The 25,266-nt window shown below is 66.7% G+C and carries 22 protein-coding genes, 1 pseudogene and 2 riboswitches; of the genes and pseudogenes, 11 read left to right on the top strand and 12 right to left on the bottom strand.

Going from position 1 to position 25,266, the window contains the following annotated elements; translation table 11 throughout:
• Positions 1 to 69: 69 nt before the first annotated feature.
• The gene (locus QFZ23_RS02350) at positions 70 to 861 is read left to right on the top strand and encodes an IclR family transcriptional regulator (protein WP_306920338.1); all 792 of its coding nucleotides are present in this window, start codon (positions 70 to 72) and stop codon (positions 859 to 861) included.
• 44 nt (positions 862 to 905) lie between these two features.
• Here QFZ23_RS02350 and QFZ23_RS02345 read toward each other — a convergent pair whose 3' ends face one another.
• The 9 genes and pseudogenes from QFZ23_RS02345 to cycA form a co-directional block, all read right to left on the bottom strand.
• Positions 906 to 1,043, bottom strand: a complete 138-nt coding sequence (locus QFZ23_RS02345; RefSeq protein WP_306920337.1) for a hypothetical protein — start codon at positions 1,041 to 1,043, stop codon at positions 906 to 908.
• 211 nt (positions 1,044 to 1,254) lie between these two features.
• A pseudogene (locus QFZ23_RS02340) lies at positions 1,255 to 1,479 on the bottom strand (glycerate kinase); the annotation flags it as partial.
• Positions 1,476 to 2,465: a 2-hydroxyacid dehydrogenase gene (locus QFZ23_RS02335; protein ID WP_306920336.1), complete on the bottom strand. Its 990-nt coding sequence runs from the start codon at positions 2,463 to 2,465 to the stop codon at positions 1,476 to 1,478. The pseudogene QFZ23_RS02340 and the gene QFZ23_RS02335, both read right to left, overlap by 4 nt.
• A gap of 2 nt (positions 2,466 to 2,467) precedes the next feature.
• Positions 2,468 to 3,466, bottom strand: coding sequence for a hydroxymethylglutaryl-CoA lyase (locus QFZ23_RS02330; protein ID WP_306920335.1), 999 nt, complete (start codon positions 3,464 to 3,466; stop codon positions 2,468 to 2,470).
• On the bottom strand, positions 3,463 to 4,728 hold the full coding sequence (locus QFZ23_RS02325) for a CaiB/BaiF CoA transferase family protein (RefSeq protein WP_306920334.1): 1,266 nt from the start codon (positions 4,726 to 4,728) through the stop codon (positions 3,463 to 3,465). The genes QFZ23_RS02330 and QFZ23_RS02325 overlap by 4 nt, the downstream gene beginning before the upstream one ends.
• 56 nt (positions 4,729 to 4,784) lie before the next feature.
• Complete coding sequence (locus QFZ23_RS02320) at positions 4,785 to 6,233, bottom strand: GntP family permease (RefSeq protein WP_306920333.1); 1,449 nt, start codon at positions 6,231 to 6,233, stop codon at positions 4,785 to 4,787.
• Positions 6,234 to 6,444: 211 nt separating this feature from the next.
• A complete protein-coding gene (locus tag QFZ23_RS02315; protein ID WP_306920332.1) occupies positions 6,445 to 7,254 on the bottom strand; it encodes a methylenetetrahydrofolate reductase in 810 nt (269 codons plus the stop codon).
• A 93-nt stretch (positions 7,255 to 7,347) separates the two neighbouring features.
• On the bottom strand, positions 7,348 to 8,292 hold the full coding sequence (purU, locus tag QFZ23_RS02310) for a formyltetrahydrofolate deformylase (protein WP_373427840.1): 945 nt from the start codon (positions 8,290 to 8,292) through the stop codon (positions 7,348 to 7,350).
• On the bottom strand, positions 8,289 to 9,779 hold the full coding sequence (cycA, locus tag QFZ23_RS02305) for a D-serine/D-alanine/glycine transporter (RefSeq protein ID WP_306920331.1): 1,491 nt from the start codon (positions 9,777 to 9,779) through the stop codon (positions 8,289 to 8,291). Before cycA ends, purU begins: the two co-directional genes overlap by 4 nt.
• A gap of 148 nt (positions 9,780 to 9,927) precedes the next feature.
• Positions 9,928 to 10,025, bottom strand: a riboswitch (glycine riboswitch).
• Between the two features lie 249 nt (positions 10,026 to 10,274).
• Positions 10,275 to 10,375, top strand: a riboswitch (glycine riboswitch).
• A gap of 149 nt (positions 10,376 to 10,524) precedes the next feature.
• Between cycA and gcvP the strand changes: the two genes are divergently transcribed.
• The 6 genes from gcvP (at position 10,525) to QFZ23_RS02275 (ending at position 18,058) form a co-directional block, all read left to right on the top strand.
• Positions 10,525 to 13,389 (top strand): aminomethyl-transferring glycine dehydrogenase, encoded by a 2,865-nt coding sequence (gcvP, locus tag QFZ23_RS02300; protein ID WP_306920330.1) that lies wholly within the window; start codon positions 10,525 to 10,527, stop codon positions 13,387 to 13,389.
• Between the two features lie 10 nt (positions 13,390 to 13,399).
• Positions 13,400 to 14,548: a glycine cleavage system aminomethyltransferase GcvT gene (gene gcvT, locus QFZ23_RS02295; RefSeq protein ID WP_306920329.1), complete on the top strand. Its 1,149-nt coding sequence runs from the start codon at positions 13,400 to 13,402 to the stop codon at positions 14,546 to 14,548.
• Positions 14,549 to 14,577: 29 nt separating this feature from the next.
• The gene (gene gcvH, locus QFZ23_RS02290) at positions 14,578 to 14,961 is read left to right on the top strand and encodes a glycine cleavage system protein GcvH (protein WP_306920328.1); all 384 of its coding nucleotides are present in this window, start codon (positions 14,578 to 14,580) and stop codon (positions 14,959 to 14,961) included.
• A 64-nt stretch (positions 14,962 to 15,025) separates the two neighbouring features.
• Positions 15,026 to 16,423 (top strand): L-serine ammonia-lyase, encoded by a 1,398-nt coding sequence (locus QFZ23_RS02285; RefSeq protein ID WP_306920327.1) that lies wholly within the window; start codon positions 15,026 to 15,028, stop codon positions 16,421 to 16,423.
• A 22-nt stretch (positions 16,424 to 16,445) separates the two neighbouring features.
• Complete coding sequence (lipA, locus tag QFZ23_RS02280) at positions 16,446 to 17,453, top strand: lipoyl synthase (RefSeq protein WP_306920326.1); 1,008 nt, start codon at positions 16,446 to 16,448, stop codon at positions 17,451 to 17,453.
• 32 nt (positions 17,454 to 17,485) lie between these two features.
• Positions 17,486 to 18,058 carry an MOSC domain-containing protein gene (locus QFZ23_RS02275; RefSeq protein WP_306920325.1) on the top strand — a complete coding sequence of 191 codons (573 nt, stop codon included), beginning with the start codon at positions 17,486 to 17,488 and terminating at the stop codon, positions 18,056 to 18,058.
• Positions 18,059 to 18,090: 32 nt separating this feature from the next.
• Here the strand turns inward: QFZ23_RS02275 and QFZ23_RS02270 are convergent, their stop codons facing one another.
• A complete protein-coding gene (locus QFZ23_RS02270) occupies positions 18,091 to 19,095 on the bottom strand; it encodes an ABC transporter substrate-binding protein (protein WP_306920324.1) in 1,005 nt (334 codons plus the stop codon).
• A 175-nt stretch (positions 19,096 to 19,270) separates the two neighbouring features.
• On the opposite strand from QFZ23_RS02270, the gene QFZ23_RS02265 reads away from it, so the two are divergent.
• Positions 19,271 to 19,885, top strand: a complete 615-nt coding sequence (locus tag QFZ23_RS02265; protein ID WP_306920323.1) for a DUF6919 domain-containing protein — start codon at positions 19,271 to 19,273, stop codon at positions 19,883 to 19,885.
• A 179-nt stretch (positions 19,886 to 20,064) separates the two neighbouring features.
• Positions 20,065 to 21,228: an ABC transporter substrate-binding protein gene (locus QFZ23_RS02260; protein WP_306920322.1), complete on the top strand. Its 1,164-nt coding sequence runs from the start codon at positions 20,065 to 20,067 to the stop codon at positions 21,226 to 21,228.
• Between the two features lie 66 nt (positions 21,229 to 21,294).
• Here the strand turns inward: QFZ23_RS02260 and QFZ23_RS02255 are convergent, their stop codons facing one another.
• A complete protein-coding gene (locus QFZ23_RS02255) occupies positions 21,295 to 21,750 on the bottom strand; it encodes a hypothetical protein (protein WP_306920321.1) in 456 nt (151 codons plus the stop codon).
• A 203-nt stretch (positions 21,751 to 21,953) separates the two neighbouring features.
• A complete protein-coding gene (locus tag QFZ23_RS02250) occupies positions 21,954 to 22,670 on the bottom strand; it encodes a GntR family transcriptional regulator (protein WP_306920320.1) in 717 nt (238 codons plus the stop codon).
• A gap of 127 nt (positions 22,671 to 22,797) precedes the next feature.
• Here QFZ23_RS02250 and QFZ23_RS02245 point away from each other — a divergent pair, with 127 nt between their 5' ends.
• Positions 22,798 to 24,216: a sugar porter family MFS transporter gene (locus tag QFZ23_RS02245; protein ID WP_306920319.1), complete on the top strand. Its 1,419-nt coding sequence runs from the start codon at positions 22,798 to 22,800 to the stop codon at positions 24,214 to 24,216.
• Positions 24,216 to 25,241, top strand: a complete 1,026-nt coding sequence (locus QFZ23_RS02240) for an N-acetylglucosamine kinase (RefSeq protein ID WP_306926617.1) — start codon at positions 24,216 to 24,218, stop codon at positions 25,239 to 25,241. The genes QFZ23_RS02245 and QFZ23_RS02240 overlap by 1 nt, the downstream gene beginning before the upstream one ends.
• Positions 25,242 to 25,266 lie beyond the last annotated feature (25 nt).

Below are 25,266 nucleotides of genomic sequence, written 5' to 3'. Positions count from 1 at the left end.
CGGGACCGCCAGTGACAGGAAGTCTTCAAAGATTGGACCGTGGTGAAGCCACCGTCTAGCGTGAGTCCTATGTCGGCAGCCGATGCTTCAGCGAAATCCAGCAGCAACCCCCTGCTCGTCCTGGGGAAGATCACGTCGATCCTGGATGCCTTCTCGCTCTCGCGGCCGGTGCTCTCGCTGAGCGACATCCGGGAGTACACCGGGATGCCCACTTCCACCGTCCAGCGGCTGGTCACGAACCTCACGTCACAGGGCTTCCTCGACCGGGAGGAGGACGCCTACCGCATCGGCATGCGGATGGCATACTGGGCGGCTCCGGCCACGCGAGGCATGGAAGTCATCGACGTTCTCAGCCCCTTGCTCAAGACCCTGCGGGACACCACCGGTGAAACCGCCTGCTTCTTCAAGGCCGAGCAGCACTACCGGGTGTGTGTCGCCATGGCGGAGACCCGGCATGCACTGCGCCGGGAGATGCATCTTGGCAAGGTGCTTCCGCTCTACGCAGGCTCCGCGGGCCGGGTGCTGCTGGCGTGGGATCCCGAGCTCATGGACGCCGTCCTCAAGGATCCGCTGGAGCCGATCACCGAGTCCACCATTACGAGTTCCGAGGACCTGGAGAGCGTGGTGAAGCAGACCCGGACGGACGGCTTTGCCATCACGGTGGGTGAACGCGAAGACGGGGCCTCCGGGCTTTCCGCGCCGGTTTTCGACTCCGCGGCTGGACTGGTGGGCGCGGTGACCATCAGTGGACCGACCCTGCGCATGCCCCTGGAGACCTGTGAGTCGTGGGTTGAGCCGCTGCTTGCAGCAGCCGAACATATGACACGGCTGATCGGCGGCCGGTTCCCCGGCGAGGCGTAGCGCCCCGCCGGAAACCCCCGCCGGGAACCAGGCCAACCGAAGCGCTACAGCCGCGCCGCCGAGTACCCGGCCACGGACTTGCCCGCCGCGTACATCGCGTCGGCATCCGGGGCCACGAGTACTTCGCTGAAGTTTTGGGCATAGGCGCCGCGGTCCTCCGCGACTGACCCCACGATGGCCATCACCGGGATGTTCCAAGGGTTCCGGGGATACGAATCCGCCAGTTGCCTGAGCCGCTGTTCCAGCAGTCCGATCTCGGCAGGGTCGGCGCCCTTCTGCGGCCCGAAAATCCGCGGCGCATCCAGGAAGGTCGACGTGACATCGGCTGCTCGGCACCGTCAGGCCGCTGGCCTGTGCAAGCTCGACGACGGCGGTGCCGTCCGCTGACAGCCCGATGGTCGCCGTGAGCGGCTCACCCCAGGGGTTCTGCGCGACGACGGAAACAGCAGACGCGTGCAGGCTGCTGCACAGCGCATCGAACGTTCCCTCCCCGCCGTCGGCGACGGGCAGCTCTGTGGCCGTCCCGCCTGCGTCACGGATGCTGGCGGCGATGGCCGCCGCCACTTCCGCCGCCTGGTACGTCCCCTTGAAGCTGTCCGGGGCGACCAGGACGGTCATGCTCCGGTGAGGTTGTTGACGGCGTGTGGCGGGGTGCGTCCCTCGGCGATTGCGACGGCGTTCAGCGCGCTGAGGCGGGCCATCTCGCCGCGGACCGGGACGGTGGCGCTGCCCACGTGTGGCAGCAGCACGGTGTTGGGCAGCTCGGCCAGGCCGGGCGCGAGCCGCGGCTCGTCCTCAAACACGTCGAGCCCGGCACCGGCGATGAGCCGGTCCCGGAGCGCTTCGACCAGGGCGGCCTCGTCCACCACCGGCCCGCGAGCGGTGTTGATCAGGATGGCATCGGGTTTCATCCGCTCGAGCACTGCCCGGTCCACCAGGTGCCGGGTCTGGTCGTTGAGCGGGACGTGCAGGGACAGGAAGTCGCTGCGTTCCACCAGCTCATCCCAGGAGACCTGCCGCACCTTTCCGGCGAACTCGCCCAGCTCCTCGTCGCTGACCTGCCGGTGTCCCGGAGGCCGCGGCGCAAAGAGCACCTGCATCCCGAAGCCCAAGGCCCGGCGGGCGGTGGCACGGGCGATCCGGCCGAACCCGGCCAGGCCCAGCACCGCGCCGGAAACGTCCCGGCCCAGCAGCAGCTCGGGTTCCCAGCCGTGGAATTTCCCGTCGCGGACCAGCCGGTCCGCTTCCACCACGCGGCGGGCGGTGCCGAGGATGAGCAGCATGGCGATGTCCGCCGTCGCATCCGTCAGCACCCCGGGGGTGTTGCCCACCAGGATGCCGTGTCGGGTGGCGGCGTCCACGTCGATGTTGTTGTAGCCGACCGCGAAGTTGGACACACCCTTCACCTGCGCACTGGCCAGCAATGGGGCGTCGACGACGTCGCGAAGCTGGGTGAGGACGACGTCGTACTCGCCGGAGGCGCACAGCGCCGCCAGCGTCCCATAGTCGGGAGGCGACGGCAGCACGGTGACCGTGCCGGCGTCGGAAAGCAGCCGAAGCCCGGGGTCCGGGATCGCGGTGGTGACCAGGAAACTGCTGCCCATTCCTACTTGCCTCCCGTCGCGCCGGGTGCTTCAGCGGGGCTGTCCGACGGGATGACCCAGCGGAACGCCGGGGCTTTGGACCTGGCGCCCTGCGCCGCCTTGGAGCGGTTGGGTTCGCCCAGCTCGGCGAGCAGCTTCTCGGACAGGACAACGAGGTCCGCGAACGTTTCCGGAGTCACCCAGCCGGACCGGGTGGCGAACAGGATGTCTTCACTGGAGGTGTTGCCGCTGGCGCCCGGGGCGAAGGGGCACCCGCCAAGTCCGCCGAGCGCGCCGTCCACCATGGCGGCCCCTGCCTGGATCGCGGCGAGGGTGTTGGCCACGCCCAGGCCCCAGGTGTCGTGGCCGTGGTAGACGATCCGGCGTGCCGGGGATTCCGTCCGGACGCGATGGATGAGACCCGCCACCTGGGCGGGGATCGCCTGGCCCAGCGTGTCGCAGAGGACGATGTCCGTGGTTCCCTCCGCACGGGGGTCGTTGGCGATCGCCAGGACCCGCTCCTCGGGCACGGTCCCCTCGAACGGGCAGGTGAAGGACGTGGCGATGCACAGCTGGATCTGCCCGTTGACCGCCTGCGCGTACTCCACAGCCTGGGGCAGTGCGGCGAGGCTCTCCTCCGTGGTGCGCCCGATGTTCGCCTTGTTGTGCGAGTCCGACGCCGAGAGGCAGTACTGGAAGTTGCGCGCTCCGGCGGCCGCGGCCTTGGCCACGTGGCCGGGGGTGGCCACCCAGATCCAGCACTTTTCCAACTCCTCCGGCGTGAGGTTCTGGACCACCTCCAGGGTGTTGGCCATGGTGGGGACGAGGTCCGGGCGGGCCATGGAGCCCAGCTCGATGGCCGGGACGCCCAGGCGGAGCAATTCCCGGACCGTCTCCAGCTTCCGTTCGGTGGACAGGACTTTCCCTGTGAGCTGCAGCCCGTCCCGCAGGGTGACATCCCGCAGGATGGCGCCGCCGAGAGTCGAGGCGAGGTCAGGGGCTGAGTTGTGGTGCTGGTTCATGCCTGGAGTGCCTCCTCGCGGCCCGATGCCGCACTGATCTCTGCCGGGTCCATGCCGAGGAGTCCGGCGAGGATTTCTGCCGTGTTTTCGCCGAGGTCCGGGCCGAGGTTCCTGATGGGGAGCGATTCGCCGCCGATGACCGGAACAATGCCCGGGAAGCCCACGCCGGGCAGGATCTCCTCGCCGGTGGAGACGTCGAATTTCTGGACCATGTTCCGGGCCGCGTACTGGCTGTCGGTGCTGATGTCCGCCGCCGTGTAGATGGGCCCGGCCGGGACGCCGGCTGCGTCGAGGGCTGCCAGGGCGTCGGCGGCATCCAGTTCCGCGGTCCAGGCGCCGATGGCCTGGTCCAGTTCCTCGCGGCGGCCCCACCGGCCGGCGTTGCTCTGCAGCGTGGGGTCTTCGGCCAGGTCGGGGCGGCCGATGGTCTGCATGTACCGCTGGTAGATGGAGTCCCCGTTGCCGGCGACCACGATGCTGGCGCCGTCCCGGCAGATGTAGGCATTTGAAGGCGCTATCCCTTCCATCCGGCCGCCCACGCGCTGCCGGTCCACACCGTACGCCTGGTAGTCGGGGATCAGGGATTCCATCATGGAGAACATGGCCTCGTTGAGCGCGACGTCGATCACGCGTTCTGTCAGCGGCACGGGGCTCAGCGGCCCGGCACCGGCCGCATTCCCGCGCCGCGCTTCGCGCTGGTAGAGGCTCATCATGGACCCAAACGCGGCGTAGAGTCCGGCGATCGAGTCCCCGATCGAAACGCCCACGCGGACGGGCGGACGGTCGGGGTCGCCGACGAGGTTACGGAACCCGCCGTACGCTTCGGCGACGGCGGCAAACCCCGGACGCTCGGACAGCGGGCCGGTCTGCCCGAAGGCGGAGATGCGCGTGATGATGAGTTCGCGGTTGGCCTCATTGAGGACCTCCGGGCCGAGGCCCCATTTCTCCAGCGTGCCCGGGCGGAAGTTTTCCAGCAGGATGTCCGACTTCGCGGCGAGCTTCAGGACCGCCTGCTTGCCGGCCTCGGTCCGCAGGTCCAGCACCACCGACTTCTTGTTGCGGTTGATGGTCCGGTAGAGCATGGAGGTGTCCCCCTTGTGCAGCCGCCAGTTGCGCAGCTCGTCGCCGGTTCCCGGCCGCTCCACTTTGATGACCTCGGCGCCGAAGTCGGCGAGGAGCCGTCCAGCCGTCGGTGCGGCGATGTAGTTTCCGAGTTCCAGGACGCGGATGCCTTCCAGGGGCGCGATGCGCGGTGGTGTCATGGTGTCTTCTTCTTTCGTGGGCGTACGCCGGGAACGCGTGGGGTTCTCAGGTTCGATTAGAACAGCAGGCTCATGGGCAGGATCAGCAGGATGGCGACGACGGACGCCACCGAGACTCCGACGGTCACCGATTTCAGTGCACCCCGCACGCTCTGGCCCAGGAGCGACTGCAGGAGCCAGAACGTGTTGCTGGTGACGTGGACCATGAACAGTGATCCGGCGCCGGCGGACAGCGCCAGCAGCACGGGGTCCAGGCCGATGACGGGTGCGATGGGAGCGAGCAGGCCTGCGGCGGTGATGGCGGACAGGGTCACGGACCCGACCGCGATGTGCAGCACCGCCGCGATGGCCCAGACCACGAGGAGCGGGGCGACGGTGCTCGCGGAGAAGAAGCCGCCGAGGATGTGGCCGAGGCCTGCTGCGGCGACGGTAGCGGCGAGGGAGCCGCCCACGCCGGTGAGGATCAGGATCTGGCCGCTCTCCTTGAAACCGACGGCGATGGCCTCCTCGACGCGCTTCTGCCCGATGGCGGAGCGGGTGACGAGGCAGGTGCCGATCAGGCCGATCAGCAGGGCGATGACGGGTTCGCCCAGGAGCTGCAGCCAGGGCAGGTCGATCTTCAGGATCTGCAGGATGGCCCCTGCGCCGATGAGGAGCAGCGAGGTCAGCAGCGGCGCAAACAGGACGATCAGCGGGAACTGCTTGGGTTCGCGTTCGGCCACGGCGACACGCCCGGCAGCCTGGGGAGCGGTTCCGTTGGTTCCCGGCCCGCCGGCGGGGTTGCCGGCGGCAACAGGGCGGCCAGCACCGCCGTCGTACTCCTCCTCTTCACCCTCCCGGTCCTCTTCGGCGACGAAGGTATGGTCCTCATCCTTGGCTTCGTTCCAGAAGCCGCGGCGGAAGAGGAACGTCATGATGGCGATGGCGATGATGATCGTGGGGATGACCAGCAGCAGGCCAAACAGCAGCATCTTGCCGAGCGGCACGTTCAGGAGGCCTGCCAGGGCAAGGGATGCGACGCCGGGAACCGTGAAGACGATGCCGCATTCGAGGGCGATGGCCATGGCGGTGGCCATGCGTGCCGTGCCGAGTTTGCCGATTTTAGGTGCCAGCTTGCGGGCCAGCGGGGCCGAGATGACGAGCAGAACGTCCAGGAAAATGGATTGCAGCACCGTTCCGATGGCCAGGCCCATGGTGTAGGGCAGGCGCTTGGGCCCGAACGTGTTCAGCAGGTGCTCCACGAGGCGCCGGATGGCTCCGCTCTGGTTGAGGATGGATCCCATGAGGACGCCGAAGGCGATGAGCAGGCCGACGTCCACCATGATGTCGCCGAATCCGGCGGTGATGGTCTTGACGGTCTTTTCGACGCCGAGGCCGACGGCGAGGCCGAGGTACACGGAGCTGACCACCAGGGCGATGACCGGGTTGACTCTGAAACGGACAATCAGCAGCACGGCGGCGAGAACCGCGACGGCTGTGTTGATCAGGACAGCGATGTCTTGCATGTTGGGAAATCCGATCGTTGGGCCTTCCGCACTGAAGGCTTGGGAGCAGGGGCGGTCGTGAGGGACGACACATTCACTGTTCCCATATTATGGGTTACAGCTCACAATGCAAGATGTCCACCCAACTTTAAACGCAAGAAGGCGCCCGGCCGTGTGGCCGGACGCCTTCTGCGTTGGTTGTCCGCGTCGCGTGTGGGTGAATGCTCCCGGTTCAGGAAGCCTTTGCGCCTTCCCCGCCGCTCCAGTGCATGGCCGGCTGGGTTTCGACGTTGTTGAACGTGTAAAGGTGGATGCCCGCAAGTGCGGGCTCCGTGGCGGCCAGTTCGGCAACCAGGGACCGGGATGAATAGCTGCCGGCGTTCAGGAGCCTGCGGGCGAGCGGGCCCTTGCGGTTCAGGAACTTCAGCGAGGGCCCTACCCCGATCTTGGTGGCCAGCGAGATCAGCTTGGCGCGCGGGACGGCCCCGGCCACGCCCGCCCAGATGGGAAGGTCCACACCTTCGCGGCGCAGCAGTTCGGCGTACCAGCCAATCCTGGGCGCCGAAAAGCACATCTGCGTCACCACGTTCGAGGCCAGATGCTGTTTCTCCAGCAGCGCGTCGAGCATCTTCAGTTCATTGTGCTTCGGATGGCCTTCCGGGTAACCGGCGACGCCGATGGCCATGGTCCCGCCGGTCAGGTCGGCAATGTCCTCCATGAGCCGGCTGCTGTTGCCGTAGGGACCGGCAGCCTCCGCAGCGTCGCCCCCGATCGCGAAAACCTCCGTGATCCCCACAGCCTCACAGTCCCGGAGCATCCCCGCCAGCTGCGCGCGGCTGTCGATGCTTCGTGCGGCAAGATGGGGAATCACCGTGTAGCCAAGCTGCCCAAGCTGAACCGAGGCACGCACGGTGGCCTCAACCCCATGGTGCGGCAGGCACGTCACGGTCAGCGTTGATCCGCCGGGAACTTGGGCGTGGACTTTGGGAATGATGCCGTCCGTGGGGATGATCTCCAGGCGCAAAGGCAATTGGTTCGTCATGAGCAACTCCAGGTCTGGTCGGCCACGGGTGCGCGGCGCGGATAGGTCTTCGATGCGGGGCTGGCTGCTGACAGCCCCGCACCGGTGGGCTTGTCAGCGGAGGATGACCGTCCGGTTCCCTGACAGGATGATTCTTCCTTCGGCGTGCCAGCGCACGGCGTTTGTCAGGGCCTTGCACTCCGCATCCTTGCCCACGGACACCAGATCCACGGGAGTGTACGTGTGGTCGACCTCAATCACCTGCTGCGCAATGATCGGCCCCTCATCAAGCTCTGAGTTTACGTAATGGGCCGTGGCGCCGACCGTCTTCACTCCGCGCTCATGCGCCTGGTGGTACGGTTTTGCGCCCTTGAAGCTGGGCAGGAAGGAATGGTGGATGTTGATGGCCTTGCCGGCGAGCCGGGCTGTGGCGGAGTCGCTGAGAACTTGCATGTAGCGGGCCAGGACCACCAGTTCAACCTCATACGCGTCCACCAATTCCAGGAGCCCGGCCTCCGCTTCGGCCTTGCGCTCCGGCGTCACGGGGATGTGGTGGAACGGGACCCCGTGCCAGGCCGCAAGCCCTTCGAGGTCCGAGTGGTTGGACACTACCGCCGCTATCTCGATCGGCAGTTCGCCGTTGCGGGCGCGGACCAGCAGGTCGTTGAGGCAGTGATCATACCTGGACACCATCACCAGGATCCGCTGCTTGCGGTCATGGCGCTCGAGGCGCCAGTCCATGCTCCATTGCCCTGCCAGCGGCGCGAAACTGTCCCGGAGCTGTTCGACGGCGGCGTTGTCACCCGTCGACGCGAAGTGGACCCTCATGAAGAAGTGCCCCGCGGTCCGGTCGCCGAACTGCTTGAGGTCAACGATGTAGCACTCCTGCCTGAGCAGGAAATCCGCGACCGCCTGGACGATTCCCAGGGAATCCGGGCAATGGAAGGTCAGCACAAACTCCCGGCCGGTTCCGGGGGCCTGACCCGCCGCGGCCTCGCCCGCCGCCGTCGGGTCCGCCTTCTGGGCAACAAACGGCATCTTTTCGTCTGTCCTGATCATCCCTTGACGCTTTCCTTCTCCTCGAGACGCCGGCTCGCATGCTCGCGGGCGGCGCTCTCCTCAGCCTGCAGTTCATCCTGGAACGCTGCATAGCGGGCCAGGTGCGCGGGCCGGCGGCGCAGAACCAGCCAGGCCGCACCGAGGAGGACGAACCAGACGGGTGTGATCAGCAGCGCGGTCAGGGTGTCGGGCTGGGTGGTAAGGGTCCACAGCACAAAGGCGAAGAACGCGAAAACCACCCACACCATGGGAACGCCGCCGGGCATCTTGAACCTGGAGGCAGTGTGCAGGTGCGGGCGACGGCGTCGGAACGCGATGTAGCTGGCGAGGATGATCGACCAGACGAAGACGAAGCAGACAGCGGATACCGTGGTGACCATGTCGAACGCCTTGCCGACGTCCTGGCCGGCGTACATGAGCACCACGCCGGAGAGCAGCAGCACGCAGGACAGGAACAGGGCGTTGTTGGGGACCTTGCGCCGGGACAGGCTGCCGAAGGCGGCCGGCGCGTCGCCTTCCTGGGCCAGGCCATAGACCATGCGCGAGGTGGAGTAGATCCCGGAGTTGGCCGAGGACATGGCCGAGGTCAGCACCACGAGGTTGACCACCGTGGCGGCGGCACCGAGCCCGGCCAGCGAGAACATCGCAATGAACGGGCTGTGACCGGCTGCGAACTGGGTCCACGGCGTGACGGACATCAGGATGATGAGGGCGCCCACGTAGAAGAGCAGCACGCGCACCGGGATGGAGTTGATGGCCTTGGGAAGGTTCTTCTCCGGGTTCTTCGCCTCCGCAGCCGTGGTACCCACCAGTTCAATGCCCACAAAGGCGAACACGGCGATCTGGAAACCGGCCACGAAACCCATGAACTCATTGGGGAAGAAGCCGCCATGGCTCCACAGGTTCGTAAAGGTGGCAGGGCCGGCGTCGGACTGGAAACCGGTGAAGATCATGAACAGGCCCACGATGATCAGCGCGGCGATGGCGATGATTTTGATGAGGGCAAACCAGAATTCGGTTTCACCGAATGCCTTGACTGTGGTGAGGTTCAGCAGCAGCAGGATGGCGACGGTGGCCAGGCCCGGGATCCAGAGGGGCAGTCCCGGCCAGAGTTCCTTCGAATAGCCGGCGATGGCGATGACGTCCGCGATTCCGGTAATCACCCAGCAGAACCAGTAGGTCCATCCGGTGAAGAACCCCGCCCACGGGCCCAGCAGGTCAGCGGCGAAATCGCTGAAGGACTTATAGTTTAGGTTGCTCAGCAGCAGCTCGCCCATGGCCCGCATGACGAAAAAGAGCATGAAGCCGATGATCATGTAAACGAAGATCACGGAGGGCCCGGCCGCGGAAATGGTTTTGCCGGAGCCCATGAACAGGCCCGTGCCAATGGCACCGCCGATGGCGATTAGCTGGATGTGCCGGTTGCTCAGCTGCCGCTCCAGGCGGGGAGCCTCGCCGGCCGTGGAGGCAGGAGGATGAATCGTCATAAGGAACTCCATCGTTCAAGTGGCTTTGAATGGCCACACTGATTCGGTTCCTCCCCGCTCTGTATGGGACCTGAGAGATTCCGCGGACATGGTTCTCCGCTTGCACCGTCGGTGAGACAGGACGGGCCTGCCTGCTTTCCAGAGTTGCCTCGCCGCGGCGGTACGTGGGCCTGAGAGTTTCCTGGGGAGGGTTTGCTCCTACGGCGCCTGCTGAACGTACCGGCAGGGCTCTCCCGCCGCAGATCGTAAGCATTTTCAATTATTATCGAGAAAAAATTCATGCGCGCCGGCGGCGGCCGTCTTCCCGGCCCTGACCCGCTGGTCACCGGTTCAGTGTGGTCTCGGTCACGAAGAAATGTCAAACGGCGGCCGGCTTAGCTGCCTTGACGGCCTGCGGAAAGGAACGTGCGAAACACCCACGCATGGTTCCGATTTGGCCTGGACGGAAATGTCCGGTAACTTGTGAGCCGAATCACCCACATCTTCATAGCCTTTCGAACCGTGGCGGGAGAGTCCTCCCAGTCATACTCCGGGCAGGCGCCGTAGGAGCAAATCCTCCCCAGGAATCTCTCAGGCCCACGTACCGCCGCGGCTAGGCAACTCTGGAAAGCAGCCAAACTCTGTTTGGCTCACCGACGGTGCAAGCGGAGAACCATGTCCGCGGAATCTCTCAGGTCCAATACAGAGCGGGGAGGAACCCAAATCATGCCGTGCCACACGTGGCCGGCCATACCTGGAGTTCCTCATGACGATTCAATCGCTTCCATCAACCTTTGCCGACCGGCATATCGGCGCCCGCCGCCAGGCCGATATCGACACCATGCTCAAGAACATCGGCTATGACTCGGTCGATGGCCTCGTTGACACTGCCGTTCCGGCGTCCATTCGCCAAGAGAACCCCCTGCTGCTCACCGCTGCGCTGAGCGAAGTTGAGGTCCTGGCCGAGCTCCGCCGCCTGGCCGCCAAGAACAAGACCGCCGTCCAGATGATCGGCCAGGGCTACTACGACACCGTCACACCGCCCGTGATCCGCCGCAACGTCCTGGAAGCCCCGGCCTGGTACACCGCGTACACCCCGTACCAGCCGGAGATCTCGCAGGGCCGGCTTGAGGCGCTGCTGAACTTCCAGACCATGGTCCAGGACCTCACTGCACTGCCGGTCGCCAACGCTTCCCTGCTGGATGAAGCCACCGCCGTGGCCGAGGCCGTGCTGCTGATGCGCAGGGCCAACAAGAACGCAGCAGCCAAGGACGGCAAGACGGTCCTGGACGCCGACTGCCTCCCCCAGACCATCGCCGTCGTCAAGGGCCGCGCCGAAGCCCTCGGCTTCGAGGTGGAGGTGGCAGACCTGTCCAACGGGCTTCCCGACGGCGACATCAACGGCGTCGTCCTCCAGCAGCCCGGCGTTTCGGGCCGGGTATGGGACCAGTCCGCCGTCATCGCCGAGGCCAAAGAGCGCGGTGCGCTGGTCACCGTGGCCGCCGACCTGCTTGCCCTGACCCTGATCACGCCTCCGGGCGAACAGGGCGCCGACATCGCCGTCGGAACCGCCCAGCGCTTCGGGGTGCCGCTGTTCTTCGGCGGTCCGCACGCTGCCTACATGGCAGTGCGCACCGGTATGGAGCGAACGCTCCCGGGCCGCATCGTTGGCGTTTCCAAGGACAACGCCGGCGCCCCCGCCTACCGCCTGGCGCTGCAGACCCGCGAGCAGCACATCCGCCGCGAGAAGGCGACCTCCAACATCTGCACCGCCCAGGCGCTGCTGGCCATCGTGTCGTCCTTTTACGCCGTCTACCACGGCCCCGACGGACTGAAGGCAATCGCCGGGACCGTGCACAACAACGCCCGCGTCCTCGCCACCGCGCTCAGGACGGCGGGCCGCGAACTCCTCAGCGATTCCTTCTTCGACACCCTCACCGTGCGCGTGCCCGGCAAGGCCACCAAGGTCATCACGGCGGCAGAGGCCCGCGGTATCAACCTGCGCCTCATCGACGCGGACACGGTGGGCGTTTCCGTTGATGAGACGACGACGGCGGCAACACTTTCCGCTGTCGCCGTCGCCTTCGGCGCCGGTCCGGTAGGGGACGCGGCGGGCTTTGAACTCCCCGAAGCCGTGCTGCGCACCTCCGACTACCTGCAGCACCCGGTGTTCAACACGCACCGCTCGGAGACCCAGCTGCTGCGCTACATCCGCAAGCTTTCCGACCGCGACCTGGCGCTGGACCGCACCATGATCCCGCTGGGTTCCTGCACCATGAAGCTGAACGCGACGGCGGAGATGGAAGCCATTTCCTGGCCGGAGTTCGCCTCGATCCACCCGTTCGCCCCGGATTCCCAGACCGAGGGCTGGCGCGAACTGATTGATGGCCTGGAGGCGGACCTCGCCGAGATCACCGGGTACGACCAGGTGTCCATCCAGCCCAACGCCGGTTCCCAGGGCGAACTGGCTGGCCTGCTGGCCATCCGCGGCTACCACCTCTCCCGCGGCGATCACCAGCGCAACGTCTGCCTGATCCCCGCCTCGGCGCACGGCACCAACGCCGCCTCGGCCGTGCTGGCCGGCATGAAGGTGGTCGTCGTGGCCACCGCCGCCGACGGCACCATCGACCACGCTGACCTGTACGCCAAGATTGAGGCGCACAAGGATGTTCTCTCGGCGATCATGATCACCTACCCGTCCACGCACGGCGTCTACGACGCCGACGTCCGCGAGGTCTGCGACGCCATCCATGCGGCCGGCGGCCAGGTCTACGTGGACGGGGCCAACCTCAACGCGCTCGTGGGCTTGGCCCAGCCCGGCAAGTTCGGCGGCGACGTCTCGCACCTGAACCTGCACAAGACCTTCTGCATCCCGCACGGCGGCGGCGGCCCCGGCGTCGGTCCCGTTGCGGCAAAGGCGCACCTGGCTCCATTCCTGCCGGGGGATGCCAACAACGCCGCGCATGAGGCGGGCCCTGCCGGATCAACAGGCGTTGCGATCAGCGCGTCGCGGTTCGGTTCCGCGGGCGTGCTGCCCATCTCCTGGGCGTACGTGAAGCTCATGGGCGGCAGCGGCCTGACCGAGGCCACCAAGTCCGCGCTGCTCGCCGCGAACTATGTCGCGTCCCGGTTGAACGAGTTCTTCCCGGTCCTCTACACGGGAGACAGCGGGCTAGTGGCGCACGAGTGCATCCTGGACCTGCGTGAGCTCACGGCCCGGACCGGCGTCACCGCCGAGGACGTGGCCAAGCGCCTGATCGACTTCGGCTTCCACGCCCCCACCCTGGCGTTCCCGGTCGCGGGCACGCTGATGGTGGAGCCCACCGAGTCCGAGGACCTGGCCGAGATCGACCGGTTCATCGACGCGATGATCACCATCCACGCCGAAATCGAGCAGGTCGCCAGCGGCGACTTCACCGTGGAGAACTCCCCGCTGCGCAACGCACCCCACACGGCGGCCGCCGTGGTCAGTTCCAACTGGGACCGTTCCTACCCGCGCGAGCAGGCCGCTTTCCCCGTGCCCTCACTCAGGCAGGACAAGTACTTCCCGCCGGTGGGCCGCATCGACGGCGCAGCCGGCGACCGGAACCTGGTCTGCTCCTGCCCTCCCATTTCCGAGTTCGAGAGCTAAGGATTCCGCAATGACCGAGAACTACACCGCCCTCTACGAGCAGCACAAGAAAGCAGGCGCATCCTTCACCGACTTCGGTGGCTGGCAGATGCCCCTCAAGTACGATTCGGAGCTCGCCGAACACCATGCAATACGCAACGCGGCCGGCCTGTTCGACCTCTCCCACATGGGGGAAATCTGGGTGGCCGGCCCGGATGCCGGCGCCTTCCTGGACTACGCCCTGGCAGGCAAGCTGTCCGCAATCGCCGTCGGCAAGGCCAAGTACTCCCTGATTTGCGACGCCGACGGCGGCATCATCGATGACCTGATCACGTACCGCCTTCGCGCGGCTGCGGATGGAACAGCCAAGTACCTGGTGGTCCCCAACGCCGGCAATGCAACGAAGGTTGCCGCTGCCCTCGCAGAACGGGCAGCGAAATTCGACGTCGCCGTCGAGGACGTCTCAGCGGAGACCTCGCTGATCGCGGTGCAGGGACCCAACGCGGAGGAGATCCTGCTCCAGCTCGTCCCGGCCGGACAGCATTCCCTGGTGACCGAGCTGAAGTACTACGCCGCCGTCGAGGTAAGGATCACCGTCGACGGCGCTGTCCAGACCCTGCTGCTGGCCCGCACCGGATACACCGGTGAGGACGGGTTCGAAATCTACGTGCCCAACGACGATGCGCCGGGCCTCTGGGAGGCCCTGCTCCAAGCCGGCGAAGGACACGGCCTGGTCCCGGCCGGCCTCGCCTGCCGTGACTCGCTCCGGCTGGAAGCCGGGATGCCGCTCTATGGCAACGAGCTCACGCGTCAGGTCAACGCCTACGCTGCGGGACTGGGTCCGGTGGTTTCGCTAGCCAAGGAAAGCGACTTCGTGGGCAAGGAGGCGCTGGCCGCAATCAAGGCAGCCGGCGTCGGTTCCACCGTTGGCCAAAAGCTCGTGGGCCTCAAGGGCACCGGCCGGCGCGCCGCCCGCGGCCACTACCCTGTCCTCAAGGACGGCATGCTGGTCGGCGAGGTCACCTCCGGCCAGCCCTCCCCCACCCTCGGTTACCCGGTCGCGATGGCGTATGTCGACGTCGAGCACTCCGAAGTGGGCACGGTCCTGGACGTCGACCTGCGTGGCAAGGCCGAGCCGTTCGAAGTGGTCGCGCTGCCGTTCTACAAGCGCTCCAAGTAACCAGCCCCTAAACCTCAAAGGAAAATCGCATGAGCAAGGTTGTTTCTGAACTGAAGTACTCCGCCGAGCACGAATGGGTTGCTGCTGACGGCGCCGGGCCGGTGGGGATCGGGATTTCCGCTGTCGCTGCCGACGCCCTGGGCGACATCGTGTATGTGGACCTGCCCGAGGTCGGCTCCACTGTCACGGCAGGCGAAACCTGCGGCGAGGTGGAATCCACCAAGTCCGTCTCCGACCTGTACGCACCGGTCACCGGTGAAGTGACCGAGATCAATGACGGCGTCGTCGCCGATCCGGCACTGATCAACAGCGACCCCTACGGCGCCGGCTGGCTGTTCAAGGTGGCCGTCACCGACGAGGGTCCGCTGATGTCGGCGGAAGAATACGCAGCAGCAAACGGCGGCGAACTGTAGTTCCCCCCAGCAAGTCCACCTCCCCAGCCCGAACCGACCACAACTATCCAGTTAGGAACCGACCATGGCTGTTGGCGTCTTTGACCTGTTTTCCATTGGGATTGGCCCTTCGTCCTCGCACACCGTCGGACCCATGCGGGCTGCGGCGGTGTTTGCCGAGGAACTGACGTCCTCCGGCGTGCTGGAGCAGGTGGCGTCGCTGCGGGTGGACCTGTACGGCTCGCTCGCGGCGACGGGGCACGGGCACGGAACCATGACGGCGATCCTGCTTGGCCTGGAGGGTTACCACCCCGAGCTGATCCTGCCCGATGAGGTTGAAGCACGGCTGGCGTCGATCGCGGAGACCGGGACGCTGCAGCTGGCCGGATCGGTTCCGCTGCCCTATGGCGTGGCGGACATGGTGCTGCGGCCGCTGACCGTGCTGCCCCGGCACACCAACGGCATGACGTTCACGGTGTTTGATGCCGCCTGCTCCGAGCTCCGGAAGGCGACGTTCTTCTCCGTGGGCGGCGGTTTCATTGTCCGCGAAGGCGAGGAGGACGCGGCCCAGCAGGAGCTGGAGGAATCGAAGAAGGAACTGCCGCTGCCGTTCCGCACCGCCGCGGAACTGCTGGAGCACTGCCGCGCCCAGGGCCTGTCCATCTCCGACATCATGCTGGTCAACGAACGCGCTTCCCGGTCCGAGGAGGACATCCGCGAAGGCCTGCTCCACATCTACTCGGTGATGGAAAGCTGCGTGGAGGTGAGCCTGAAGCGGGAGGGGCTGCTGCCCGGCGGACTGAAGGTCCGCCGTCGTGCTCCCGACTGGCACGAACGCCTCCTGAAGGAGGACAAGGACCGGGACCCCAAGTACTGGCAGGAATGGGTCAACCTCATCGCCTTGGCCGTCAATGAGGAAAACGCCTCCGGCGGGCGCGTGGTCACCGCCCCCACCAACGGCGCCGCCGGCATCATCCCGGCGGTCCTCTATTACGCGCTGTATTTTGCTCCCGGGATGGATAAGGCCAGCCAGGAAGACCGCGACGACGTGGTGGTCCGTTTCCTGCTCGCCGCGGGCGCCGTCGGGGTGCTGTACAAGGAGCAGGCGTCCATTTCCGGCGCGGAGGTGGGCTGCCAGGGCGAGGTGGGATCGGCGTCGTCGATGGCCGCCGCCGGGCTTGCCGAGGTCATGGGCGGCACACCCGCGCAGGTGGAGAACGCCGCGGAAATCGCCATGGAGCACAACCTGGGCCTGACCTGCGACCCGATCGGCGGGCTGGTGCAGGTGCCCTGCATCGAACGCAATGCGATCGCCGCCGCGAAGGCCATCAACGCGGCCAAGATGGCCCTTTGGGGTGACGGCTCGCACCGGGTCTCGCTGGACGAGGTCATCGTGACCATGCGGGAGACCGGCAAGGACATGAGCTCCAAATACAAGGAAACGGCCATGGGCGGCCTCGCCGTCAACGTCGTGGCCTGCTGATTTAGCACTAAGGAAGAGAACAATGACACTGGCACCAGAAGGCCGGAAAATGCTGCGGATCGAGCAGCGCAATGCGGCCACCCCGGTGGAACGCAAACCGGACTGGATCAAGGCCAAGGTCCAGATGGGCCCGGAATTCGTCGGCCTGAAGAACCTGGTCAAGAAGGAAGGCCTGCACACCGTCTGCGAAGAGGCCGGCTGCCCCAACATCTTCGAGTGCTGGGAAGACAAGGAAGCCACCTTCCTGATCGGCGGCTCCGAATGCACACGCCGCTGCGACTTCTGCCAGATCGACACCGGCAAACCCTCCCCCGTGGACAGGTTCGAACCCACGAAGGTGGCCCGCTCCGTGCAGGCAATGGCCCTGCGCTACGCCACCGTCACCGGCGTCGCCCGTGACGACCTCGAAGACGAAGGCGTCTGGCTCTACGCCGAAACGGTCCGCAAAATCCACGAACTCAACCCCGGCACCGGCGTCGAACTCCTGATCCCGGACTTCTCCGGCAAACCCGGGCACATCGCCGCGATCTGCGACTCCAAACCCGAGGTGTTCGCGCACAACGTCGAAACCGTGCCAAGGATCTTCAAGCGGATCCGGCCCGCGTTCCGCTACGAACGCTCCCTGGACGTCATCACCCAGGGCCGGAACCTGGGCATGGTCACGAAGTCCAACCTGATCCTGGGCATGGGCGAAACCCGCGAAGAAATCTCCGAAGCCCTCCGCGACCTCCACCAGGCAGGCTGCGACCTGATCACCATCACCCAGTACCTGCGCCCCTCCGAACGCCACCTCCCCGTGGACCGCTGGGTCAAGCCGCAGGAATTCGTGGACCTGCAGCACGAAGCCGAGGAGATCGGCTTCCTCGGCGTCATGTCCGGACCCCTGGTCCGCTCCTCCTACCGCGCCGGCCGGCTCTGGGCCACCGCCATGCGCAAAAAGGGCTGGGAAATCCCCGCCGAACTCGCCCACATCGAGTCCTCCGGATCCACCCGCCAGGAAGCCAGCTCCCTGCTCGCGAGGCCGGCCTGACCTCTGTCCTGAGCGGGGTATAGCGTAATTGCATGACGGCAACCTACCGGTACAACGTGGACGTCCTGCATCTGCTCGTCTCGCCGGCGCACGCCTACTTCGGCCGCGCGCGTGACGGCGCCGCTGATGTGCCGACGGCCGATGCCAGCCGGGTGGAGATCGTGGCCGGTAAAGGCATCGTCGGTGACCGGTTCTTCGGCAAGGCTGCCCACATGGACGCGGCGGTCACCCTGTTCGCTGTCGAAGCCCTCGAAGCCATGGCCGCGGAACTGGACGCTGGCCCGTTCGACCCGCTGCTGACCCGGCGCAACGTGATCCTCAGGGGTGCGCATCTGGCCCCGCTCCTCGGCCAGGAGTTCGTGCTGGAATCCCAGGGCGGGGTGGTGCGGTTCAAAGGCGGGCGGCCTGCCCATCCCTGCGCGTGGATGGACCGCATGCTCGCGCCCGGCGCGCACGCCGCCATGCGCGGGCGCGGGGGCATGCGCTGCCGGGCACTTTCCGACGGTGTGCTGCACCGCGGGCCTGCGGTGCTGGTCAGCCCGGTCTCGCTGGAGCCTGATCAGGCGGGCATTCCGAGCGTGCTGCGGCCCGGACGGCTGCCGTAGGAGTAGCTGCTCGCCAGGGTGGTTCCGGCAACCTAGCTCTTGGGCAGGCCCGTCGGGTTCAGTTCCGATTTGGCCACGGCTTCCGATGACAGGCCCCAGCGGTCCAGGATCTTGCCGTAGGTGCCGTCCTCGATCAGGTGGTTCAGGCCTGCCTGTGCAGCGGCGGCGAACCCGTTGCCCTTCCTGGTGGTGGCGGCGATGCTCGCCTTGAGGGGCCAGCCTCCGTCCACCAGGCCCACCAGCTTGGTCTTCTCGTCGGTCGCGGCCTTGTAGGCGGCCGTGGCGTTCGGCCCGAACGTCAGGTCCGCGCGGCCGGACTGCAGGGCCAGGTTCGAGGCGGAGTCGTCGTCGTAGTACTGGAACTCGACCGGCTTCAGCCCCTTGGCCTTGTTCTCCTCGTCCCAGCGCAGCAGGATGGACTCCTGGTTAGTGCCCGAGCCGACAATGACGCGCTTGCCGGCGACGTCCGCGGCGGATTCGACCTTGGTGAGGCCGCTGTCGCTCTTGGCATAGAAGCCGAGCTTGTCGTCCCGGTAGCTGGCGAAGTCGAACTTGAGCTTGCGCTCCTCAGTCACGGTGACGTTGGAGAGAACGGCCTCGTACTTGCCCGATTCGACGCCGAGGGGCCAGTCCGCCCAGGCGGTCGGAACGATCTCGGCTTCCAGTCCCAGCGTCTGGGCCAGCGCGACGGCGATGTCCACTTCGTTGCCCACCGGCGTCTTGTTGTCCGTGGCGTAAACCGCCAGCGGCGGTGCGAAGGGGCTGACGGCCACGGTCAGCGTTCCGTCCTTCTTGATGGCTTCCGGAACCAGGGCCGCAGCAGCCTTGTCCACGGTGACGGGAAAGCGGTCCTGCTCGGGCGTGAGGTTGAAGGTCTTGGCTGCCGACGTGACAGTGGTTGTGGCAGCCGCGTTCGCCGAAGCCGCAGCCCCGGGATCGGAGCAGGCGGACAGCGCCAGCAGGCTGGTGGCGGTGAGGGCCAGGCCCACCCCCGGCTTGATTGTGCCCGTGCGGGATTTGAGAGACTGACGGACCATGGTTGCCCCCTGGAAATAGTGAACGCGAAGGTTGTGGCAGCAACTATCCGGTAACCCAAAAGGGGGGTCAAAGCGCGGAGAAACCGGAAGATACACGGCGTAACCGCGATTCACACTGCGTTCGAAGGCGTCATTCAGCCTGTCGGTCATCCCGAAACCACGCCTAGCATCGAGTATGAGCGATCAATTCACCACCGAACGTGACGGCTACGGCAGGCTCCTGGCAGACCGTGAAGTGTGGCGCCAGGCAGCCTCCCTCCCCGCGGCCGGGGAGCTGACCGCGCGGTGGCTTGAAGGCACCAGCGAGTACCAGCCCGGAACCCTCGCCCCGCGCTTCGATGACGAGACCCTGCCCATCGCCGGCCAGCTGGCCGAGCTCAACCGCAGCGGACTGTTCACGAAGGAATCCCAGCCGGGTTTCGGTCCCGACGCCGGGCATGCCCAGCGCGAGTATGTCACCGGCTTCTGCTCCGCCGAGGCCGCCGCCCGCCTGCTGCGGCTGTCGGCCGAGACGGAACTCATTGCCATCGCCCATGCCCCGGGCGAGGTCAGCCAGGCCTCCGTTCCGGTCACGCTGCACGACGGCGAAGTGGTCACTGTTTTGGGAAGCAGCGAAAATCCGGTCGAGTCCGACCAAATCCAGGACTGGGCACGCGAAAGCAACGAAACCCTTGCCCTCCTGCTGGCCGACTCCTGGTACGTCGAGCTGCTCGACCCGGTTTGGGGCCGGCAGCAGCATCTTTTGCCCGCCGTGCTGGAAACCCTGAAAGCCGCCCCGGACGGTCTCTGACCCGCGATTCTTGACGTTCCGCGACTCCCGATGAAGGTATAAGACCGCCAGGATGAACGATTGCGACGCCGGGTGAACGCCTGCGTCAGCTGCCGTTGTGGCCGCCGGAGGGGCCTCCGTAATCTCAATCCAACGCTCAGCGCCATCCCCTCCGCTCCATCGTCCAAAAGGAAAACATCATGTCTTCTTCACCCGAGAACCAGGGCTCCACCCGGATCGCCGCGGGCCAGCCCAGCGGCCGGAAACGCCCCAGCGGGCTCAAGATCGGCATCGCCGCCGGCATCCTTGCAGTCCTGGGCGCAGGCGTGGCCGTCGCCACCACGGCCGCCAACAACGCCGCCCCGGATTCCGCCAACGCGGCCGCAGTCACCAGCCCCGCGGCCGAGCTGAAGCTGGGTTACTTCGGGAACATCACCCACGCCACCGCGCTGGTCGGAGTCCAGAAGGGCTTCATCGCGAAGGAGCTGGGCGGCACCAAGCTGAGCACCCAGGTGTTCAACGCGGGCCCGGCCGCGATCGAGGCGTTGAATGCCGGCGCGATCGATGCCACGTACATCGGCCCTAACCCGGCCATCAACTCGTTCGTCAAGAGCAAGGGCGAGTCCATCAGCATCATCGCCGGGGCGGCATCCGGCGGCGCGCAGCTGGTGGTCAAGCCCGAGATCAAGACCGCGGCTGATCTGAAGGGCAAGACCCTGGCCTCCCCGCAGCTGGGTGGCACCCAGGACGTGGCGCTGCGCGCCTGGCTGGGTAAGCAGGGCTACAAGACCAACACCGACGGCGGCGGGGACGTTGCGATCAACCCCACCGAGAACGCCCAGACCCTGAAGCTGTTCCAGGACGGTAAGCTCGACGGCGCGTGGTTGCCTGAGCCGTGGGCCTCCCGTCTGGTGCTCCAGGCCGGCGCGAAGGTCCTGGTGGATGAGAAGGACCTGTGGGACGGGTCGCTGACGGGCAAGCCGGGCGAGTTCCCCACCACCATCCTGATCGTGAACAAGAAGTTCGCTGCGGAGCACCCGCAGACTGTCGAGGCGCTGCTCAAGGGCCACGTCGAGGCCGTGAAGTGGCTCAACGACGCCCCGGCCGCCGAGAAGGCCACGGAAGTGAACGCCGCCCTGAAGGAGGCCGCCGGCAAGGCACTCCCGCAGGACGTTATTGACCGCTCGCTGAAGAACATCGTGTTCACGGTGGACCCGCTGGCAGGGGCGTTCAAGAAGCTGCTACAGGACGGCGTGGATGCCGGCACCACGAAGCAGGCCGACATCAACGGCATCTTCGACCTGGCCAAGCTGAACGAAGTCACCGGTGGAAAGACCTCTGCCGCAGGACTGGGCAAGGAATAACCCGGAAGACAGACAAAAGGATCCGGCGGGAGCATTCCCGCCGGATCCTTTTTGGTTGACTCGGTTTTACAGCAGCGCCGAATACTCCGGCACGGCCGAACACTCAGGCACGACGTACGGGTCCTCCGCGTTTTTCAGGGCGTAGTGAAAGACCATGCCGCCCGGGCTTTCCTGGCTTCCGACGTATTCCGCAGCCACCCATTCACCGCTGGCCACGGCTCCGGCCCAGGCATGGGCCTCCTCCCAGTGGACGGCGGAAGCCATCCGGCCGGGCTGCAGGCTCATGGACACGGCAACGCGCACCGAGGGCGCGCCATCGGAGGAACGGGGGCAGGTGAAGCCGACGATGTCCACGGAAACTCCCGGGGTGGCAAGGCACGGCCGGCGGGCCATGGTGGTGGCCGCCGCATCCAGGCCTCCGGAACCGATGTCCTGCCGCGCGAGTGCGTGCACCTGGCTGCGGAACGTGTTCAGTTCCGCGCTGCACTGCGTCCGGATTCTGTGCACCAAAGCTGTGATCATGTCCCCCTCGATTCAGGGAGGGCGTAAAGCCGCCCCGTCGTGATTATGGACTTACACAACCACCCGGTAACTTGCTTCACAATGCCCGGCGACACCCGCCGTCGTGCAACGCAACAGTGCTTCACCTTCCGCAGTTGGGCGTAACAAACGGACGCGGGCCGCCCGCACCGTGCCGTGTGCCGCCCCAAGGACTAAATGCCTCCTTAGACGTGCATCCGCGCCACGAAACGGAACCGGTCCCCTCGGAACACCGACTCGGTCCACTCCACAGGCCGCCCGTCGGGGGTGAAGCCGAGGCGGTGGACCAGGAGCATGGGAGCCCCCATCTCGACGTCGAGGAGCTGCACCTCGGCCGGTCCGGCCAGCTTTGTCTCCACGGTGTCCTCCACCTCGGCGATCCGGATTCCGTAGTCCTCGCGCAGGGCAGCGTACAAGGAGCCGCGCTCGGCCACGGTCCGCGCCAGGTCCGGGAGCGGACCGGCAAGGAATGCAATCTCGTGTGCGAGCGGCTCGCCGTCCACCAGCCTGATCCGTTCCACCCGGTGGATATCCGTTCCCGGTTCCACCGCCAGGCGCCGTGCCGTGGCCGGGTCGGCCGGCAGCTCGCTCACGTCAACGATCCGCGCCGCGGCCGTGAGGCCCTGGCTCGCGGCGTCGTCGGTAAAGGAGGTGAGCTGGCGGACGTGCGTCACCTTCGGGGGCGCCACAAAGGTTCCCCTCCCCTGCGTCCGGTCCAGGCGGCCCTCGGCCACCAGTTCGCCAATGGCCTGGCGGACAGTGGTGCGGGAGGTTCCGTACTGCTCCGCGAGTGCGCGCTCGGTGGGGATCAGGGTTCCGGGCGCCGCGTCCTCGATGAGTGCGAGGATCTGCTCCTTAAGTACGTAGTACTTGGGCAGGGCAGCGGCCGCGGAGGTTTCCATGAATCTGATGGTACCTATTGACACGAAAATTGGTCTAGGCCAAAATGATTGGAAATTGGTTTACACCAATTCTCGTTTGCATCAGTTCCAGACCCTAATCCCGCACCCCACTTCCAAGGACCCAAAGATGTCGTTCCTGCAAGACCTGCGCCAGACGCCCCGCCTCGGCCTTCTGGTCGGCGGCACCGCCGCCACCATCGGCATAATCTACGGCTACGATCTGTCGAATATCGCCGGCGCCCTGCTGTTCATCACCAAGGAGTTCCAGCTCTCCACCAGCCAGCAGGAGCTGGTGACCACCGCCGTCGTCGTTGGTGAAGTTCTGGGCGCCGTCCTCGGCGGCTGGCTCGCCAACAAACTGGGCCGCAAGGCCTGCATGGTGGGCGTGGCCGGAGCGTATGCCGCGTTCGCGGTGCTCAGCGCCCTCGCTGCTGACGTGCCCATGCTGCTCGTGGCCCGCCTGCTCCTGGGTCTGACCATCGGCATTTCCGTGGTGGTGGTGCCCGTCTTCGTGGCCGAGTCAGCGCCGCCCAAGGTGCGCGGCGCCCTGCTCGTTGCGTACCAGGTGGCCACCGTCATCGGCATCATCATCGGGTACCTGGCTGCCTACGTGCTGTCCAGCACCGAAAACTGGCGGCTGATGCTGGGCCTCGCCGCCGTTCCGGCCCTCGCGGTCCTCGCCGTCACCCTCCGCCTCCCCGACACCGCCCGCTGGTACATGATGCGCGGACGCACTGAAGACGCGCGCCGCACGCTCAGCTCGATCGAGCCGGATGCCGACGTCGACGCCGAACTGGCGGAGATGCGCCGCGCCATCAGCGAAGAGCGCGGCGGCGGCCTGCGCGAGATGCTCCGTTCGCCGTATCTGAAGGCGACGGTGTTCGTCGTCGGCCTCGGTTTCTTCATCCAGATCACCGGCATCAACGCCGTGGTCTATTACAGCCCGCGGATCTTCGAGGCGATGGGCTTCACCGGCAACGCCGCCCTGCTCCTGCTGCCCGCACTGGTCCAGGCCGCTGCCCTGGTTGCTGTCTTCGTGTCGCTGTCCCTCGTGGACCGGGTGGGACGGCGTCCCATCCTGCTCGGCGGCATCGGCATGATGATTGTCGCCAACATCATCCTCGTCGCCGTCTTCATGGTGGGCCGCGACTTCGGCGGCGCCCTGACCGTGGTCGGCTTCCTGGGGGTCCTGCTCTTCACGGTGGGCTTCACCTTCGGCTTCGGCGCGCTGGTCTGGGTCTACGCCGGCGAGTCGTTCCCTGCCCGGCTGCGCTCACTCGGAGCCAGCGCCATGCTGACCTCGGACCTCGTGGCCAACGTGATTGTCGCGGCGTTCTTCCTGACCATGCTCCAGCGCCTCGGCGGTGCCGGCACCTTCGCAGTGTTCGGGGCGCTGGCCATCGCCGGCTTTGTCTTCGTCCACCGCCTCGCCCCCGAAACCAAGGGCCGGAACCTCGAGGAAATCCGCCATTACTGGGAGAACGGCGCCCGCTGGCCGGAAGCCACCGGCAGCACCGACAGCAGCAGCAAGCCGGCGGCCAAGTGATGCTGCCCGTCCTCGGCCTGGGCCGTGTCCTGGGCCTGGATATCGGCGGCTCCAAGACCCACGCCATCCTGGCGGTAGTTGCAGGGAAGGACGACGGCGGGACCTCCGCCGATGCCTCTGTCCCGGGCGGCGCTGGCGGCGCTGCCGCACCAGCCCGGAAGCTCGCTGAGTGCACGGTGGGCAGTGCGAACATTGCCTCCGTCGGTCCGGACGAAGCCGCCGCTTCGCTGGACGACCTCGCCGCACAACTCGGCATCGCCGATTCTGCAGGCCATGGAATAGATGCCGTGTTTGCAGGCGCCGCGGGGGCGGACACGCCGGCGGCCAGGGAACGCCTGACTGGCCTGCTCTCCCGCAGGTTCCCGGGAGCCCGGATACACGTGGACCACGACACCCGCATCATCCTCGCCGCCGGCGGCCTCACGGCAGGCACCGTCCTCATCTCCGGCACCGGCTCCGCCGCGTGGGCGAAGGCCGGCGACGGCAGGGAAGCCCGGGCCGGCGGCTGGGGCTATCTGCTCGGCGATGAAGGCAGCGGCTACGCCGTGACCCGCAGCGCGGTCCGCTACGCTTTGCGGGAATCCGACGACGGACTGCCCGCCGGGCCGTTGACCGCCGAACTGCTGGCGCGGACCGGAGCCGCGGAACCCGGCGACCTGCTGGACCTGTTCTACCGTCGGCCGGAGCGCCGCTTCTGGGCCGGGCTGGCAGGAACCGTGTTCGCCCTCGCCACCTCGGACGCAGCAAGCGCAGCCATCGCCGAGGACGCCGCACGGCACCTCGCGGGCCTGGCCCTGACGGTGACCAGGAGGCTGGGCACCGTTCCGGAAGATGCACCGGTCCTGCTTGCCGGGGGGATGCTGGTGAACCAGCCGTCGTTGGCCACCCGGGTGCGCGAGCTGCTGGCTGCCAGCGGCCTCACCGACGTCCGCGTGCTGGACCGCGCGCCCGCCTGGGGCGCCGTGGAGCTGGCCAGCCAGCTTGCGGGCGCGCCACACCGGCCAGCCACCAGAATTTCTGCCTGATCACCCTCATTCGACCCCTGCTGAT

Source organism: Arthrobacter globiformis (assembly GCF_030818015.1).
In the GTDB taxonomy this organism is placed as follows: domain Bacteria; phylum Actinomycetota; class Actinomycetes; order Actinomycetales; family Micrococcaceae; genus Arthrobacter; species Arthrobacter globiformis_C.
This window is presented reverse-complemented; position numbering and strand designations above follow the sequence as displayed.